Annotated in this window: 11 protein-coding genes; 3 read left to right on the plus strand and 8 right to left on the minus strand. The window is 46.0% G+C overall.

From position 1 onward, the window contains the following. Positions 1-347: 347 nt before the first annotated feature. Positions 348-551, minus strand: a complete 204-nt coding sequence (locus tag GVN16_RS18735) for a DUF4287 domain-containing protein (protein WP_166565469.1) — start codon at positions 549-551, stop codon at positions 348-350. A 163-nt stretch (positions 552-714) separates the two neighbouring features. On the opposite strand from GVN16_RS18735, the gene GVN16_RS18740 reads away from it, so the two are divergent. From GVN16_RS18740 to GVN16_RS18750, 3 genes are read left to right on the plus strand one after another with little or no spacing between them, the layout of a single operon-like run. Beyond that, positions 715-1278 carry a pentapeptide repeat-containing protein gene (locus GVN16_RS18740; RefSeq protein ID WP_166565470.1) on the plus strand — a complete coding sequence of 188 codons (564 nt, stop codon included), beginning with the start codon at positions 715-717 and terminating at the stop codon, positions 1276-1278. Between the two features lie 35 nt (positions 1279-1313). Continuing rightward, on the plus strand, positions 1314-1766 hold the full coding sequence (locus tag GVN16_RS18745; RefSeq protein ID WP_166565471.1) for a GNAT family N-acetyltransferase: 453 nt from the start codon (positions 1314-1316) through the stop codon (positions 1764-1766). 26 nt (positions 1767-1792) lie between these two features. Further along, positions 1793-2425: a Pr6Pr family membrane protein gene (locus tag GVN16_RS18750; protein WP_166565472.1), complete on the plus strand. Its 633-nt coding sequence runs from the start codon at positions 1793-1795 to the stop codon at positions 2423-2425. A 22-nt stretch (positions 2426-2447) separates the two neighbouring features. Here GVN16_RS18750 and GVN16_RS18755 read toward each other — a convergent pair whose 3' ends face one another. The 7 genes from GVN16_RS18755 to GVN16_RS18785 all read right to left on the minus strand — a co-directional run bounded on the left by GVN16_RS18755 (position 2448) and on the right by GVN16_RS18785 (position 17500). Continuing rightward, positions 2448-4091, minus strand: a complete 1644-nt coding sequence (locus GVN16_RS18755) for a hypothetical protein (RefSeq protein WP_166565473.1) — start codon at positions 4089-4091, stop codon at positions 2448-2450. 14 nt (positions 4092-4105) lie between these two features. Further along, complete coding sequence (locus GVN16_RS18760; RefSeq protein WP_166565474.1) at positions 4106-6088, minus strand: hypothetical protein; 1983 nt, start codon at positions 6086-6088, stop codon at positions 4106-4108. A gap of 49 nt (positions 6089-6137) precedes the next feature. Further along, positions 6138-12284, minus strand: a complete 6147-nt coding sequence (locus GVN16_RS18765; protein WP_166565475.1) for a hypothetical protein — start codon at positions 12282-12284, stop codon at positions 6138-6140. A gap of 12 nt (positions 12285-12296) precedes the next feature. Continuing rightward, positions 12297-13976 carry a hypothetical protein gene (locus GVN16_RS18770; RefSeq protein WP_166565476.1) on the minus strand — a complete coding sequence of 560 codons (1680 nt, stop codon included), beginning with the start codon at positions 13974-13976 and terminating at the stop codon, positions 12297-12299. 131 nt (positions 13977-14107) lie between these two features. Next, a complete protein-coding gene (locus tag GVN16_RS18775) occupies positions 14108-14740 on the minus strand; it encodes a response regulator transcription factor (RefSeq protein ID WP_166565477.1) in 633 nt (210 codons plus the stop codon). A gap of 63 nt (positions 14741-14803) precedes the next feature. After that, the gene (locus tag GVN16_RS18780; protein ID WP_166565478.1) at positions 14804-16720 is read right to left on the minus strand and encodes a tetratricopeptide repeat protein; all 1917 of its coding nucleotides are present in this window, start codon (positions 16718-16720) and stop codon (positions 14804-14806) included. Positions 16721-16951: 231 nt separating this feature from the next. Continuing rightward, positions 16952-17500 (minus strand): hypothetical protein, encoded by a 549-nt coding sequence (locus tag GVN16_RS18785; RefSeq protein WP_166565479.1) that lies wholly within the window; start codon positions 17498-17500, stop codon positions 16952-16954. Positions 17501-17536 lie beyond the last annotated feature (36 nt).

The following is a 17536-nucleotide window of genomic DNA, read 5'->3' on the forward strand; positions in this document are numbered from 1 at the left end:
TTTTTAATTAAAGGGACCTTAACAGGTAATTATGGTTTGTTTTTTTCCGGAGGTATCACTCATATCCATGCCGGAGAGCTTTTTCAGAGACAACATCGTTTATGCATTCTTTAATATTTTTCACAATATTAACAAAGCCTATATACTCTATCAAAATAGTAGATTAATAATTTTTGATTTTTTAGTGATTTTCTTTGAAAAATATAATAGTTAAACAGAAATATTCAATTGTAGGCTTTAAAGAAAGCCCATTTTGCTGATTTTTCAGCTGGGTTTTCAGATTTTATAAGGGGAAGAGGGATAAATTGAAGAATTCCTACCCCTTTCAAAACCAGCAAATGTAAAACTCAGCCCTTCTTAAGATAAAGCGTAGTCAGCGTCCTGGCCCAGTAGCGGGGAACATTGTATTGGTTTTGCAGCAGGGCCACGGATTCATTTGATTTCTTTTCTGCGGCTTTGAAATCGTCCAGGATTTTTATCCATGAGGCTATGTCTTTGCCCGTTTTTTCGATGACCTGTGCGTCTTCCACTTCCCAGTATTCTTTCTTCATTGTTGCTTTTTTAGTGGGTCAAATGTAGTGTGAAATTAAGATTTCTCCAAGTGATTCATCACCCTTAAACAGGCGGAATTTGTGGATTAAATTAAGGTAAATTTTCAGATTCGTCAGGCATTATCGCTTATTTTTGTAATAAAAAAGATAAAGAACTTCGCAGATGAGAAACCAGAAAATCAAAGAAAAAATAAGCCAGACAGACTTTACAACCCAAAGAATGGACAGGGAAGAATATGAAGGGGTTGAGTTTTCCAACTGTATTTTTCCGCCCGTCATTCACGTCAATTTGATGGATTGTGTGTTTGTCAATTGTAACCTCAGCAACGTCAGATTTAACAACGGCTTTCTTCAGACTATCACGTTCCGGGATTCCAAACTGATGGGGGTGAATTTCTCCGGCGCGAGGGATTTCGGCCTGGAGCTGCATTTTGAAGGATGTATTCTTGATTATGCGTCTTTCGACAAGAAAAAACTGAACAAAAGCTCTTTTAAAAACTGTAAGATTCACGGGGCCAATTTCACCCAAGCCGATCTGAGCAAATCCCTGATTTCTGCCTGTGATTTTTATGATTCGGTCTTTGCCGGAACCAACCTGAGCGGGGCGGACCTGAGCACCAGCCGTAATTTCCTGATAGACCCTGAACTGAATAATATCAGAAAAGCAAAATTCAGTTTAAACAGCCTGCCGGGTTTGTTAAGCAAGCATCAGATCGTGGTGGAATAAATGCCGTAAATTATCAGTATATTGTGACAGAAAATATGATCTTACGCTCATTGGGACAGGAAGAAGCCCTTCCGGTCGACTTGTTGTTGCTGGCTGATCCTTCAGAAGAAATGCTGGGCAAATACCTGGAAGGCTCAGAAATCCTGGTGGCAGAATCCGGTGCAAACATCCTGGGCGTTTGTGTGATTTATGCGGAAGATGGACTTACGGCTGAAATCAAAAACATCGCCGTATCAGAAGAACACCAGGGAAAAGGCATCGGCAGGAGTTTGCTGAATAAAGCGACCTTAACCGTCAGGGCAAAAGGTTTTAAGAACCTGGTTATCGGGACGGGGGATACGGGTTACAAACAAATCCGTTTGTATCAATCCGCCGGATTTGAAATAAGTGATGTAAAAAAGAATTTCTTTGTCGACCATTATCCGGAACCCTTGTATGAAAACGGAAACCTGATAACAGACATGATCATATTGAGTAAACCTCTGTAAACAGCCCTGAAAAACCATTATTAAGCATGAAAACTAATCTAAAAAAGCCCGAGAAAATCTTTTTAGCCCTGGGTACCCTTACCTCTTGGACAGCCGTCATTCTTCAGTTCGGCCTCATTATTTACAACAGGACAGATTCTGTACCTATGACGATCCTGAGGTTTTTCAGCTATTTCACGATCCTGTCCAATATCCTGGTAGCCTTGTGTTTTTCCTACCTGTGGCTCAGGCCTCAGAAGGCCAACCTGTTTGCGAAGCCTGCCAACATCACCGCTGTGGCTGTTTATATCACCATTGTCGGGATCGTTTATAATACGGTGCTGAGAAGCTTATGGCAGCCGCAGGGACTGCAATATTATGTGGATGAACTGCTGCACTCCGTTGTGCCGATTATGTTTGTGTTGTACTGGCTGGTATTTGCTCCAAAAAACAAACTGGAATGGAAAAATGCTTTTTCATTTCTCCTTTATCCTTTGGCTTATATGGTGTATATTTTTGTCAGAGGGGCCATTTCAGGCGAATACCCCTACCCTTTTGTAGATGCCAATGCCCTGGGTTATGAGCATGTGATCATCAACTGTGCCTATCTTTTTGTAGCATTTCTATCCTTTTCATTGGCTTATATTGCCATCGGCAAGCTGATCGAGAAAGTTTTCTGATCAGCTTGCTTCCGGCTTTTGTTTAATCTTTTCCTGTTGACAGTTGCATGACATTTCCGTAACTCGTTACTCCATTCGAGATGACATAAGCCCTGTAGAAATAGAATATTCCTCCTGTAACCACTGGCAGGTTCATAGAATAGTTGAATGGATAAGATCCCGGGTTGCTGTTCGATGACAGCTTGGAGTTGGCAGTAGTCGGAGTACTTGTGGCAGTTGAATAGCAAATGCCATATTCACTGACACCATAGCTTCCGCCGTTATCTATCCGGCCTGAGAACCGCATACCTTGTCCTCCTAGAAAAACCCCTCCGACGGTCGTCACACTGGCATTGACGACCACCGCTGTCCTGAATGACATGTTGTTTCCATAGATCGTCACGCCGTTGGAAACCACGTAAGCCCGGTAGTTATAAGCAGTGGATGGCGTTAAACCTGTAGCATCTACACTGAAACTTGACGGAAAACCGCCCGGGTTACCGAACCGCTGCGACTTGGTATCTCCGGTGGTCGGATTAGCGTTGGTTGACCAGCAGATACCATATTCCGAGATCGGGTAAGAACCTCCCGAAGTAATGGTACCGTCGAGCCTGGCATAATTGACACTCACTGAACCTGAACCTCCCGTTGAGATTCCCGGATAAACCACATCGGAAGTTCTGAAGGTCAGGTTGGCTCCGTAAGTGGTCACACCATTCGAGATGACGTAAGCCCTGAAGTGGTAAGTGGTAGACGGATTCAGTCCGCCTGCATCCTGTACAAAGGTGTGAGGGAAGCTACCCACATTGCCAAACACCTGCGACTTGCTGTTTCCGGTGGTAGGATTCGGGTTCGTTGACCAGCAGATGCCATGCTCGCTGATCGGGAATGACCCTCCGGATTTCAGGGTACCGCTCAGTTTGGCTGAATTTACCGATACTGAACTTGAACCGTCGGTGGTGATATCCGGCTGAACAATCACCGGTGTCTTGAAGGTCATGGCTGCACCGTAGCTGGTCACACCGTTCGAGATCACATAGGCCCTGAAGTTATAGGTGGTATTCTGTGTGAGGTCCCCGGCACTCAGGATGTAGGTATTCGGGAAAGTGCCGACATTGCCTGAATTGGAGGCTTTGGTATCTGCTGTGGTCGGGTTGGCATTGGTAGCAGACCAGCAAACCCCATATTCAGAAATCGGGAAGGTTCCTCCCGAAAGCAGCGTACCACCGATTCGGGCAGAATTGACGGTGATGGCCGTGGCCGCATCCGTTCTGATGCCCGGCTGAATGATATTCAGTGTTTTAAAGGTGACCACTTCGCCGTAAACCGGTCCGCTGGCAATCGTGGCATACGGCCTTACATTGTATGAGGTATTGATCTTCAGTTCTTCTATCCTGTCCGAAAAACCAATCGGAGTCGGTGTCGTGGGATTTATAGCACCGTTGACCGTTTTTAAGTCGCTCACCGTCGGTGCGGTATTGGTTTCAGAATAAACAAAACCGTGTTCCAGGATATCCTGGTTACCGGAATGACTGATGTTGGATGTCAGCACGGCCGCAGCGGTGGTGATACCCGACACCGACACAGGAGCCATGGTAGGTGGCGTAAGCGGCTCAGTCTTTAACTCGCATGACTGAAGTGTCATCACCCACAGGGTGATGAACGACAAGATTAATTTAAGTTTCATGTTGTTAAGTTGTTTTAGAAGTTGAGCAATAAAGGTTCCGTCCGGTTACCTTCTTTGCCATTGAGGTCAACGGTTGAAAGCACATAAATGTAACTTTTGCCTTTTTTGACCGTAATGTCTTTGAATTTCCTGAGTTTCCTGTCCAGCGTTGTGATGAGCTTTATCTGCCCGTCATCCTCTGCCCTGTATATTCTGATGCTTTTCAGCCTGTCAGTATCCACTTCTGTCCATTTCAGGGTAATGCCCTTGGGATCCATCTCATATCCGACTTCGTCCGGGACCATCACGAACATTCCGTTTAAATCCAGTTCCACAGGCGTACTTTTAGGACTGAAGTGTTCTTTGCCGTCTGTACTGACTACGACATACTGGAATTTCAACGCAGAGGTCAGCAGAGAATCGGACCAGTAATTGTGGTAAAACGGCAGGGGCCTGGGCGTAATCAGCTTATATTCTTTTTCTGATTCCGATTTTCTGTAAACCTGGTAGCCCAGCACATCTGGCGAGGTATCATTGACGTTTTCCCAGGTAATTTTAGCTTTGTTATCCCTGAACACCACGTTGATGTCATATGGCGGCTTTAACAAGCCCGTTTTTTCCGTGGCTGCCGGGCGATAGGATACGGTATCTGAAAAACCGCTTTTGTCATAGGTGTCACTCTCCGATTTAACGGCATAAAAATAATAGGACTCAGGATTCAGTCTTGTGGTATCTGTAAAACTCCCTTTTCCGTCCCTGATCAGAAGTATCGGTGACACCTGGGCAAATTCTCCGTCCAGGTCTTTTTTCCTGAACACATAAAAACCACGTGTTTTCTGGTCGGAAGACACCCAACTTAATGCCGGTCCGGCAGGCCCTGCGACCAGGTCCAGGTTCAAAGGGGCTGTCGGAACATATTTACCTTCGTACACATTCTGGTATTTGATGGTCTTTTTTACATTTCCGAACACATCACTGACCTCAAAATAATAAAAATAAAGCTCGTTGGCTACCTGAATCTGGTCTTTGTAAGAAAGCTCATCTTTGTTAAACCTCGAAACGGCTTCGTATTTGCCGTCGAACTCCCTGCTGCGGTACAGGGTCACATTCTGTACAATATCTTTGGAAGTCAGATCCCAGCTGATGTTCACAAACCTTTCATCTTTTACCGGCTCGATTTTCACATTAAATACCTCGGGACCGGCCAGTTGCGGAATGTTCTGTCCTTCGAAATAGTAAACTGCGGTATCTTTGTTTCCGAATATATCACTCAATTTAACCTGGTAATTGTATTCTCCATAGGAATCCAGCAAAGTGTCGGTAATCACTATCCCAGATTTTTTCGGGTCTTTCTGAAGGCTGACAGCGGGTTTTATCCGGCGGTATTCAGAGGTCTCCTGTGAGATATTCTTGCGGCTTACCTGGAAAACCGTGGTTTGAAACCATTGGACAGGATAGTTGCATTCCAGAACAACAGATTTATTGAGTTTTGTTGAAGACAAATTCTGTAGCACAGGAAAACGTCTCAATTTACGGTATTCAAAGGGGAACTTAGTGGCCATTAAAACCGTCCTGCCTTCTATCAGCTGATACTGATATTTTTCTCCGGGTCTTGTTTCCTTATCAAGATAAGCCAGACCGAAAATGTACTGAAGCTGCGGCAGAACGGATATGGCTCCATACATCTGCTTGTCTTTTGCCTGGTACTTCTGCCAGATATTTTCAAGACCCGTTTCCGAAGGCCTTGCTCCTTCTTCAAAAATCCCGGCGGCTTCAGCTATTTTACTTCTGACCAGCCCTATTTCACCGGGAGGGCTTAAGCGGGCAATGGTTTTAAATGCAGTTTCACCGGCCTTTTTCCTTTGCAATTCCAGGGTTTTTCCGACCAGGTCTATTCTCCCGCACTCTACAAATATGCCATTCGGAGTGAGGTTCAGTTTTAAGGGCTGCGGTGCCTTCTGGGCCATGGCACCGGACATCGCAAAAATCATAAAACCCAGGTATCTCAATATTTTCATTTTAAAACAGTTAAATCTTTTCAAAAAATTAGTCTCGGATCAGTGTTTATCATTGCAGCTTCTGCACCGGCATACCGTTTCCGCAGTTGCCGAAAGAGAAACTCAGATCCACTTTGGGTTTGGTGGTCAAGTTCACCGAAAAATCCTTGCCTACGTCAAAGCCTGCACATTCATCTACTTCACCCAGCGGCCCAAGGTCCACTTTAATACAAGCTCCGAGGTTGAAAGACGCACCAACGCTTCCACAACCGCTAAGACCAAGGCTTTTTAATGTATTTTTGATACTCGCAAAATTCAGCCCTACCTGCGGCGAGGCCTCAGAAGTGAGGGCCACCTGGGCGTTGAACTTCACTCCCCCGCTGACCCCGATACCTAAGATACTGGCCTCTCCGCCAACGTCAAACCCGGCTATGGCATACGCCCCCAGCTTGATGTCACATTGGGTGAAACTTCTGAAATTGACAAACGATCTGAATTCCATCGCCCCACCTACTTTCGCCCAGCATTTGGCCACCGCAATTCCTCCGTCAAAACCGAAACTTTCATCAAATGGCGTAAAATTGACATTCACAGAATTGTAGACTCCCTGGATACCACTGGCCAGTTCGACTGGTAAAGACTTCTGAACAGACAAATCAGTAATGATCATCCTGTCTTCGTCATAAATCGGTTTGGTGTAGTATCCGGCCAATACCGTTGACGCGGCATCCACAGGAATAGGCAGGCTGAACAGGGCCACTTCGCCCGTGCCGTTCAGCATGGTATACATGCCGTTGGTGCCTATCACCATCGATACGTTTCCTGAGGTGATGTTGACAATACCACAGGCAATCGGCACCGGAGGCGTGAAAGTAAACTGCCCCCTGACTTCCTGTCTGACGAAATTATAGAACAAAGTCACCCGCCCGATACCCGTTTCCATGCCTTTGACCCCGATACCGCTCTGGTCGTCGTTCATGTCTGTCACAATAGCTCCTTTAACCACCAGCACGAGCGTCCGGTCTTTTTCATCATCTTTCATATGTGAAAACCCTTTGTCTCCGGTAGGAAGCAAGGTCCTCAGGCTGAGGTTGTCCCAGGCTCCGCCGACCACCTTCATACTGCTGTTGGCCAGTCCCGGTTTTATCTCAAGATATTTCGATTCAAGAGGGACTTTCTGGTTTTCCAGCACTTCCACAGAGGTGCTGTAACCGTCTTTTGTCTTCTGATGCTTCAGCAATGTCTGCAGTAAAAACGACTTTCCGCTCGGCGAGTCATATACTTTCAGGGTTCCTTTCGCAGTATACAGCCCGCTGGAGATTGACTGACTTTTAGCGTCATCATCCGCATGGAATGACACCTGGCCTTTGCCCTCAATGTCAAAGAACAACGGTTTGATATCGGCTTTTACCTGTCCTGAGGCATTCTTGGAATATACAATCTGGCCCACTATACCTCCTCCGGCATTGTTCATATTCGGGATGTCCATAGAAGCCTGCCCTACCAGTGTAAAGAAGTTGTTTCCTACATCAATGGTATTAAGGGCCAGTTTGAGCACCTTAAACAGCGTGATCTGCTTGGCAGAAGGCCCGTTGAGCTGTTGCTGGTTGTCAGAGAAGAGGTTCATGGAACCAAACTCCAGCTTCTGTCCGTCGTCCAGCCCGTCCAGTTTTGTCACCCTGGCAGCCACCTCTGCCCCACCTTTGCTGAGGACAGAGAGTTTCCAGTGCGGCTTATTGTCGTGATAGCAATTGGGATCATAAGAGAACAAGGTCTGCGAGCCGGGCAGGATTTCGAGCGGCACAATGCCCCCGAGTGAGAAAGCCGACGCATCTTTGCTGTCAAGCTCGAGCTTATCCGCAATGAGCTTGTCAGGCTTGATGATCATGTTTTTAAGGTTAACGGAAATAATCCCGGTATTGACCACAGCCTTCTCAATCATGATACCGCCGTTGTTGTTGTCATATTTCCAGACCATGTTGCCGGTACCTTTCTGACCTACCACCTTCCATTTTTCAAGAGAAAAACTGATGTCGTCGCCCCCTTCAAAGGGCACTATTTTGTCCGGTAAAGCGGTGATATACCCTGCTTTGAGGGCAATGTCTGCCGGAGAAACATCCTGGATGTTGGTATGAAGAATGGTATAGAACCTGACCGAGTCTCCATAAATGTAAGATTTGGCCACATCCGCTTCGGCATTGAATTTATGTACTTTAAACTTCAGGTTGGCCATGGAAGTGTTGGAAACCGAACTGCCTATATTAAGCTTCCTTTTTTCAGCCGATCCGGCTTTGAAGATCATAATATTGCCAGGGTTGCCGTTTTCACCCAACTCCACTTTACCTGAGAGCTGATAAGCCCCCTCAAAGGAAGACAACTGAAGCTGGACGGCCGCCCTGATCTCTCCTTTACCGTCACTGGCTTTCTGGGCATATAGCTTAGGAAAAGTGAGCCCGATGGCCGGTGCCGAAAGTGTATTTACATTGGCTGTTCCCTGTAAACCTTTACCGATTTTCACAGGGAAGGTCTTCTGTTGGAGTTCCAGTTTATCTGACTGCGGCTGGTGCGTGTTGTTTCCGGCAGCAGTTTTGACGAATTTAATTTTCTTAAAGTCAAGCCTGTTCTGAGCATCTATTGAAGCAAAACTTCCGTTATCAGGCAGGTCATGCAGCGATCCGGACAAAAGGAATGAGCCGTCAGCCTGGGCCTCCACCACTTCTATATGTACCGGGAAACCCCACACATCTTTAACACTGAAATCCTTTTTAAAATCAAGCTTAAGAGCCACTTTGGACTGAAACTGACCGTTAAACCAATAGGCTTCCTTCTTCTCTCCGATATAATTTCCGGATTTATCTTCATTCGGAGAAGTCGCTCCTTTTAAAGGGTCCGGTCCGTTGGGCTTCTGAATAACCTGACCTGTTTTCACTCCAGGGTCTATGGTTCCTTTAAAATCCCTGACTCCTTCCTTCAGTTCATCTCCCACATTTTTGGACACGTAAACCTCCACATTGTTTTCCGCGACAGGAATGCCCCTGAGGCTGCAGTTTCCGTTGGCGTCTGTAAAGCATTCTGCATAATTGGCACTGCTGTTACCCCAACCGTTTTTCAGGGTTTTAACATATACTTTCGCTCCTTTGGAAGGCTGCGTCTTACCTTCTTTGACTTCCGTTACCGAAGCCAGGATTTCCTTGGCCGGAGTCAGGTCTACGACCTTATTGACCGGCTTTTTAGTGATTGGAATAATCACTTCCTCTTCCCAGTGAGAGAAATTATCTCCGGGGGCCGGTTTTACTTTTACGATGAATGAGGTTCCGGGGCTTTCAAATGTAATGGTGGCAATCCCTTTGGAGTCTGTTTTAGCGGTTACCTTGTCCTTGATGGTCACGGTAGCTCCTTCAAGCGGCATGACATCATTGCCCTGTTTGCCGTTCACTTTCACATTGATCCGGTGTTTCCGGCGAAGCACCACGAGCGTCCCGCCAGGAATGGTCGTGAGTCCGTCTTCCTTGATATCATAAATGAACTCTCCCTCGTAAAATTCAGAAGACCTCGGGAAAACTTTGATTTTCCTGGCTTTTCCACCCGGTGCCGGGAATGAGGCACAACCTCCCAGGAGTCCGCTTGCTTCACTGGTCTTGTAAAGAGCTCCGTCTTCTACCTGCACGTCAGCCAGTACTTTATTTCCGTCTTCGTCCGTCACACAGGCTAATATCGTGCCTGACGGCTGCATGGTGATTTCGTTGGTTTGCAGCAACTGCCCGCTCAGCAAGCTGAACGGCTTGTTATCAGCATTGAATGTTTTTGTCTTATAGCCGGATTTCTGGAATTCCAGGATATAATCACCCGGTGAGAGGTCTTTAAACTCAAAATAACCGTCGGCTGTAGTAGACTGGGCAGCTATGATATTGAATCCTGTCGTGACGTTTGTCTCTGTCAGGAATCCGAGAGGGTCCATTTTCTTTTCAGTAATGGTGGTCTGTTTCGCCTTTAAGAACACCGTCACACCTTTCAGTCCCATATTTTTCTCTACCACCTTGCCTTTCACCACGGGCTTTTTGGAGATCATCAGGACATCAATGACCTCATTTGTGTATTTATAAGCGGAATTAAATTCCAGGTTTTCATCAAAGTCTCCGTCAAAGCCATTGGAATAAATGCCATTGCTGCTGTAGCTGTCTATGGCTTTGATCCCATCCTTTTTATTGTAGTTCCCGACGTTGGTGTCTGAATAGGTATGAGCAATAAACACATCGTCTTTTTTGCTGCCGATCCTGATCACCCTCGGGATTTTCGCCACACCTTTGGCGTCTGTTTTACCCAGGGCCACCACCCTGGCCACTTTGCTGATCGGATAAATCCAGGAATACTCACCCATTTTGAGAGATTGTACCGAAGAGGCCGGCAGGTTTTGTCCCTCATTTTCAGGCAGTGAAATATCCATCGGGGTCCTTCTGAAAAGTTCCACGTTTATATTTTCCAGTCCACCCGACTTTCCTCCCATCTGGCCCTCTGCATCATTATTTTTAGCCGTAAGATGCATTTCAAAACTTTTTACCAGACCCACCATATCTGGTAGCATGATGTTGTCTTTAGGCCTCGGATCGACCATCATAAAAGGGCTGCAATAATAAGGGCTTTCAACGATCAGGATGCAGGTTTTACGCATAAGCTTACCATTTACGAGGGCTCCTTTTTCGACGATGGTAGTGTCTTCGCCGGTAGGACTCTGGTAAGAGGGCAGGTAGGTTGCCTTATCCGGCTCTTTGATGTTGAAGCTGACGATAGAGGCTGTGTCCTTAAGCAGGAATCCGAGGTTAAACTCGCCGTTGTCGTTGGTATAGCCCGTAGCCAGGACCTTCGTCAGGGGCTGACTTTCAATGTTCTTATTATTCACGGTATAATCAACGAGGTCGGTTTGCCCGAGGCTGGTCAGTATCTTCCACCCGTTTCCTGCGTCGTACAGCGGAATCAACCCGCTGAGGTTCTGATCTTCACTTTTAAAAGCATACACCATCACCAGGTTCACTTTCACTTTTTTCATCGGTTTGGCCGATGGTGTGGGATTGAGGTGTGAGGCTGTTGAATAAAACGGATGCAGGAGATCTCCGGGCCTGTTCTGCTGTTTTGTGGTAAAATTACTTTTGCTGAGCACTTTCGTTGATCCCGAATAAGTATCCATTTTGTAATCTTCCGGGTACGCATACAGCAAACGGCCGCTTACCGAAGTAAACAGGTTCTTGATCTGGATATTCGGATCATATTTGAAGTCCTTCGGTGTCAGCGGGGTCTTTTTCTTGCCGGTCAGAGGCTCCTTAAAGTCAACCTTGGTGGCTTCCTTCTGTTTATAGGTAAACGCCCTGATCTCACTACGCCCCCCGTTTCTGAAAGCCGTCCCCTCACTGGTGGTGCGTTCAGCACTGAGCCTAATCTGGTCCAAAGCGGTGACAGCCCAGGCGTACTTCCGGCCGTTGACCAGCTGAGGATCTGCCGGACCATACACGTAAACATTGCCGGATACCACTTTTTCAAAAAACGGTGGCTGTGTAGATGAAAGGTAGGCGTCGTTCGGATTGCGTTTTTTATCAAATATCTCGACAATTTTCAACTTATATTGTGTACCCGGAGGAGCTCCGGCGGGCATTGTCCAGCTAAAAATCATGTTCTGAGGCTGAAAAGAAGCCACGTCCTCGTCTTCAAAAGGCTTAACCAGCATCGGCGGCTCCAGACGCGTCAGCCTGATGGTCGTACAACCCATCGGGGCTTCCGGAGAAAGCGGCACGGTCTGCCTGCTGAAATCATAGGCTCTGACACAAACCTGGTAAATGCCTTCAGGCAGCCCGTTTTTACGTTCGATATCCGACATTGAGATTCCCCTGGTGTTCAGCTGGTTCACATCAAATACATCCTGCAGATCACCTACGGTTAAGGTAAAAGGAATATTAGGCTCAAGGGTGATGCCCCTGGCAGGTCTGTAGTTGGGATTGGTAAACACCAGGATGCCGTTGTCACCCGTAATGGTGGCTCTCAGGTAAACGGTTACAGCCCTTGGTTGGGTGTTTCTGAGGGTTACCAATGCCTTACCCGGATTATTGGCATAATCGCTCAGGCGGGTCGAATAAGGGGGTACCAGGTTAATGCTGACACTGACCTGCGTTTGAGCCGACGCCAGCAGGGAGCTCAGAAGGAAAATCAAAAGTATAATTTTATTTTTCATGTCTTGGTTGATTTAAAAGCTTAATGTGTAACCGAATTCACCCGTAAACTCCGAAAACCTGCCCGCCCCTCCGGACACTTCCTCGTCCGGTTTGTTACTCAGAGAATTGACCCTGAGGCTGAACCGGTGCTTCGGAAAAGGCTGATAGGCCACATTCCCTCCGAGGTTGATAATCGTGTTATTTCCCTGGGGCAACTTACTGATGATGTAGGAGTTGCTGCTGCTGACCTGCAATTTGTTTTTAAGAAAACCTTTGGAGGCCCCCAGCGTAAAACCCATGTTGTCAATGGTCTGATCTGCGAGTTTATTGGTCGTATAATTGACTCCCGACATGATCGTCAGGGCTATTTTATTGAGGGTGATGTTATGATTCAATAAAGCCACACTTGAATTGATGTTATTCGTGATCTTGGTTTCATCGTTGACATCCACGAGATTACTGACATTATAAGAAAGTAGAAACACGTTGGTGGTGTTGACATTGGCCAGCACCAGCCTCGGGTTCACGGAAATATTACTGGTGGTCTGGGTCAGCAGGTATTTGTTCTGCACCAGTGCCACGGTAGGTTCTGAATTGGAAGAGAAATTGGTATAGTTGGCATCGACCCCGAATTTCTCATTGACATCGTAGGAAAGATTGAGCAGTCCGATTACCCTTTTGGTGGTGGCTTGTTTCTGTTGTTTGGTATTGTCCTGCTGTAAACCCAGGCTACCCATCAACCGAAGTTTACCTTTGAGGGCATTGAAAGTGGGAGATATCGTGAAATTTTTTATATCATTCTGGAAGAAATAAGCCCCCATCGACTGAAAATCAGGATCGACATACTTATAGGCCAGCTTGAGTCCGAAGTTCTTTTCTTTGTAGCCCACCCCTCCGCTATAGGCCACATAGTATTCTGACGTTCCGTTGAGTTTGATCAGTTTGTTTAAGGTATTCAGGACTTTCAGTGAATCTGTACTGATGGCCATGGAAGAGTTAAAATCACGGGTATAAACACTGATGCCTACATCCGCAAAGACGAAGATTTTCTTCACGATCATCAGCTTCAGATCTCCGCCCACCACCACGTTGGCTGCGGGTCTTACCTGGCTGGTGGCGAGGTCACCTTTGAAATCTTTTTCCCGGTCTTTGGCACTCAGGAAACTCAGGTCAAAATGATTTTCCTCCGTACCGTAACCGATCTTGGCGGCATACCCGAACCGTGAAAAACTATAGGGCTGGACGGCCCCGGTAGTGGTATCTACCGTGGTGGCCCGGTTCAGACGGCCGGCCATAAAACCAAACCTGAATTTTTTAGGATTAAGCTCCACCCCTGCTCCGAGCATGGTATAACCGGCCAGTGTATAGGGCAAAAAGCTGACATTCCTGAAACCCACATGGGCAGTGGCCCATTTGTAGGTCGGACTCATCCCGAACTGGTTAAAAGGCTGGCGGAACGATCTGTCCTGCTCACTGTAAGTAAATGAAAGGGGAATGGCGATGCCATAGAGTGACACCGTCGGACTTCCTGATATGATGTACATGAACGGGCTCCGGCGGGCAGCTATTCCGCTGGCCGAATAACCAATGCCTCGGATATCCAGTGAGCCGGTGATAGCAAAGGGTTTTTGTTTCGCTATGTTTTCAAGATCCTGTGCGTACATCTCCTGAAAACAAAGGATTAAAATCCCTATTTTCATCAGTTTTCTCATGCGGGTAAGGGGTTGGAAAGTAAATTTTATTCTATAATGGCAATTCTTGTATTCTTTAAATCTAAACTATGACAAAACTAATGCTTCCCTTGGAGCCAGTCAATAACGGAAAACCGTGATTCTGAGGCCCTTTAAATCAATTTATCACGAAAAGCCTTGGTTATGGCCTCTCCTTTTGAGTTGACCTGTAATTTCTGATAGATGTGCAGGATGTGTTTTTCAACGGTGTTGATGCTGATAAAAAAGTGGGCTGCAATGAGTTTATAACTGTCGCCTTCCACCAGCCTGCGTAACACCCCGACTTCACGGGTGGTCAGGTCATAAGGGTTGGCCTTAGGCTCCTGGAAAGAACTCAGCACTTTAAGAGCAATCGCCGGACTCATGGCCCCTCCACCCTTCGAAACGTCCCTGATGCCTTCTATGATCTTCTCCCCGGAGGTATTCTTGAGCAGATAACCCACTGCTCCGGCTTTAATAGCCTCAAAAATCCTGCTGGTGTCTTCAAAAACCGTAAACATGAGTATTTTCGGCAAATGCGGGGATTTCTCAGAAATCAGTCTTACGGCATCAATTCCAGTCATCTGCGGCATTTCTATGTCCATCAGCACCACGTCAGGCAACTCATTTTTCAGATCTTCTATCACTTCGGTGGCGTCAAAGTGCACCCCCACCAATATAAAGTCTTCGCAGGACTCTATAATCCAGGTTAATGTTTCGCTGAGCCGGGCGTTATCTTCGTAAAAGGAAACTCTTATCTTTGACATAATTCCTGCTTGAAATTGAATAAACAAAAGTAAAAGAACGATCTCTCACAAAAAATGACGGATTCATGTAAGAGCAAAGCTCAGCGTGATCCTGGAACCCTCGCCCGGAGAAGATTCAACATCCAGCTTTCCCCCGATTTCTTCCGCTCTTATTTTCATGTTTTTCAAGCCGTTCCTTGAAGTATTCGCTGCCCAGTCAAACCCTTTGCCATTGTCTGAAATGATCACCTGCATCACTTTCCTGGTCCTGGAAAAGCTCAGGGCCGCTTGTGTGGCTTCTGAATACTTAATCAGGTTGTTGATCGCCTCTTTCGAGATCAGGTACAGGTTTCTCCTGATTTCCATGGGCAACATCAATTGTTCAATATCCTTATCAGAGTGAAACTCGAAGGACATATTTTTTGATTCGGCCAGCGGCAGGGCATATTCCCTCAGTCTCAGCAAAATACCCTGCAGCGAGTCATTCACGGGGCTCACCGACCAGATGATTTCATCCACCGACTCCACAATGTGCTGTGAGTCGGAGTGTATCTTGGAGAACATCCTGTTGCTTTTTTCTCCCTGATTGTCGGCTTTGGCCATACCGCTGATCAGCAGGATACTCGAAAGCGTACTCCCGATTTCATCATGCAGGTCAGAGGCAATTTTATTTCTCAGGGTTTGCGACTCCTCCAGGCGTTTCAGCTTGCTTCTGTTCATCAGGAAAACGACGAAGGTTCCGGCCAGGAGGATCAGTAACACACCGCCGATCAGTATGCTTTTGTTCTGAAGGTTGGCTTTGGCATTTTTCTCGTTCAGCAAGGCGATTTCCTGTTCTTTTTCTTTGGTTTCATACTCCGTCAGGAGTTTTTGTGTGATCTCTTCCGTCTCTATCTTATAGGTCGAATCCTTCGCGGCTTCGGCATCCAGGCTATACTCGTAGGCTTTCTTATAGTCTTTTATCCCGGCATAATATCCGGAAAGGGCCGAGTTGGCGGCGAAAAGATGTTCGGGATCAGCCAGTTCTTTTGCTATTCCCAATGATTCCAGGTAACACTTACCGGCCTGGTCATATTTTTTTTGCTCAATATAAAAATCGCCTAAATTACTAAGGAGAACCCTGAGTGAGCTCCTGGCGTCTAACTCCCTTGCCACTTTTTCACTTCTTTTAAGATAATATTCTGCTTTATCCCAGTTTTTCTTATCAGTGTACAGCCGCCCGAGATTCGTCAGCAAGTCGGTTTGAAGCAACTCATAATTGGCCTTTTCAGCATAGCTCAAGCCGAGGTCAAAATGCCTGATGGCTTCATCAGGCTGTTTCATCAGTTCGTAGACATTACCGATCCTGTTTTCGGCGATGGCCATATTGACCAGGTCTTTATACTCCGTTTCGATCCGAAGTGATTTCTGATAATAAGCCATCGCTTCCTTATACTTTCCTGCAAATGCCAGGTTATCCGCTATCTGATCATAAGGGCTTGTTTTTAAGGGATAAAGTTTATGCTTCTCCTGGTATTCGATCAGCTTCATGGCATATTCAGTCGCTTTTTTGCGGTCGCCCATCTGTGAATAAATGATGCTGATATTATTAAGTATATTCTGATAATAGGCTTTGGAGAGCTTATATTTCTCGATGATCCTCAGGCATTCCGTAAAATACTCCAGGGCTTTCCGGGAGTTTTGCTGCGAGTATTCCTTTACTCCCCTGAGGTTGGTCGTTTTGTAATATCCGGAACCATAGTCAGCCTTTTCAGACATGGCGGCCATCACCTTAATGACCGAATCAGCCAGTTTAAAATCACCTTCCTGTATCAGCAGAAAACCGTACTCGTTAAGGGCCAAAACATAGGTGGTGTCTTTCGGATGCGTTTTGAGATATACTTTTAATGAATCAATGGTAGAGGGAAACTGAGCAAAGGCAGAAGATGACAAAAGGCTGATAAATGCCACTACCCATAGAAGGCTGCATTTTTTACCGGGGCACCTCAGCTCTGGAAACATACTTTAACAACAAACAGGATTAGGTAATTAATAATAAAGCTATACTCAAAACCCGTCATAAAACACAACGGATTTGTCTTTTTGTAAATATAAAAACCAGCTATAATACAATCTAATTTTAGCAAAGTGTTTTATTTTACGGTCATCTGCCGGCTTAAAGTAAAGTGCCTGCATTCCCGTTTGAAACGGAAACACAGACACCTCTGATTAAATATATTCTCCCAAATATATTTACTTTTCAAACTCCAGTGTTCCGGACAAGGTCCCGGTTTTACTGAAGGCTCCGGTATTCAGACTCGGAAAAATAGGATTCTCACCAGTACTTGGTTTCAGGGTTATCCCGGTCAGGTCAGCAGTTACTTTATTTCCGCTGACCACCAGCGTCAGTTTTCCGGAAGTATTGGTTGAAGTATATTCAAACAAACTGCTTCCCCGTATTTCAGTGATGTTCATCCTGATATGGGTCGGGTCTTCGTCATTCACGTCATCCACAAGGGTATAAGTTGTTGTTTTAGCCGGCGGGTTATCTATGTTGAAAAAAACAGAAAATGTTTTCAGGTTATTACCGGCGTCATTGGCACCGATATATTTCGTCCCCAACGCCGAGGCCCAGCCACAGGGTCCGGTAATCTTGTACTGCTCACCACCTGCTGTTAAAACAATGTTTGCTTTGCCACCTCCGGCATTTTCATCGTCATTGGCTATTTCTTCGTCTTTCTGACAAAGCTCCAGGGAGAAGGTCATCATCACATGTAATAAAATAAATCCCAGTGTTTTCATTTCTTTAATTTTTTAAGTTGTTATCAAATGTTTATC

It is taken from the genome of Emticicia sp. CRIBPO, from assembly GCF_009905725.1.
In the GTDB taxonomy this organism is placed as follows: domain Bacteria; phylum Bacteroidota; class Bacteroidia; order Cytophagales; family Spirosomataceae; genus Leadbetterella.

What these genes read in the sequence shown, in the direction of transcription:
- GVN16_RS18735 (WP_166565469.1), bottom strand. Translation starts at nt 551, where the DNA reads ATGAAGAAAGAATACTGGGAAGTGGAAGACGCACAGGTCATCGAAAAA.
- GVN16_RS18740 (WP_166565470.1), top strand. Translation starts at nt 715, where the DNA reads ATGAGAAACCAGAAAATCAAAGAAAAAATAAGCCAGACAGACTTTACA.
- GVN16_RS18745 (WP_166565471.1), top strand. Translation starts at nt 1,314, where the DNA reads ATGATCTTACGCTCATTGGGACAGGAAGAAGCCCTTCCGGTCGACTTG.
- GVN16_RS18750 (WP_166565472.1), top strand. Translation starts at nt 1,793, where the DNA reads ATGAAAACTAATCTAAAAAAGCCCGAGAAAATCTTTTTAGCCCTGGGT.
- GVN16_RS18755 (WP_166565473.1), bottom strand. Translation starts at nt 4,091, where the DNA reads ATGAAACTTAAATTAATCTTGTCGTTCATCACCCTGTGGGTGATGACA.
- GVN16_RS18760 (WP_166565474.1), bottom strand. Translation starts at nt 6,088, where the DNA reads ATGAAAATATTGAGATACCTGGGTTTTATGATTTTTGCGATGTCCGGT.
- GVN16_RS18765 (WP_166565475.1), bottom strand. Translation starts at nt 12,284, where the DNA reads ATGAAAAATAAAATTATACTTTTGATTTTCCTTCTGAGCTCCCTGCTG.
- GVN16_RS18770 (WP_166565476.1), bottom strand. Translation starts at nt 13,976, where the DNA reads ATGAGAAAACTGATGAAAATAGGGATTTTAATCCTTTGTTTTCAGGAG.
- GVN16_RS18775 (WP_166565477.1), bottom strand. Translation starts at nt 14,740, where the DNA reads ATGTCAAAGATAAGAGTTTCCTTTTACGAAGATAACGCCCGGCTCAGC.
- GVN16_RS18780 (WP_166565478.1), bottom strand. Translation starts at nt 16,720, where the DNA reads ATGTTTCCAGAGCTGAGGTGCCCCGGTAAAAAATGCAGCCTTCTATGG.
- GVN16_RS18785 (WP_166565479.1), bottom strand. Translation starts at nt 17,500, where the DNA reads ATGAAAACACTGGGATTTATTTTATTACATGTGATGATGACCTTCTCC.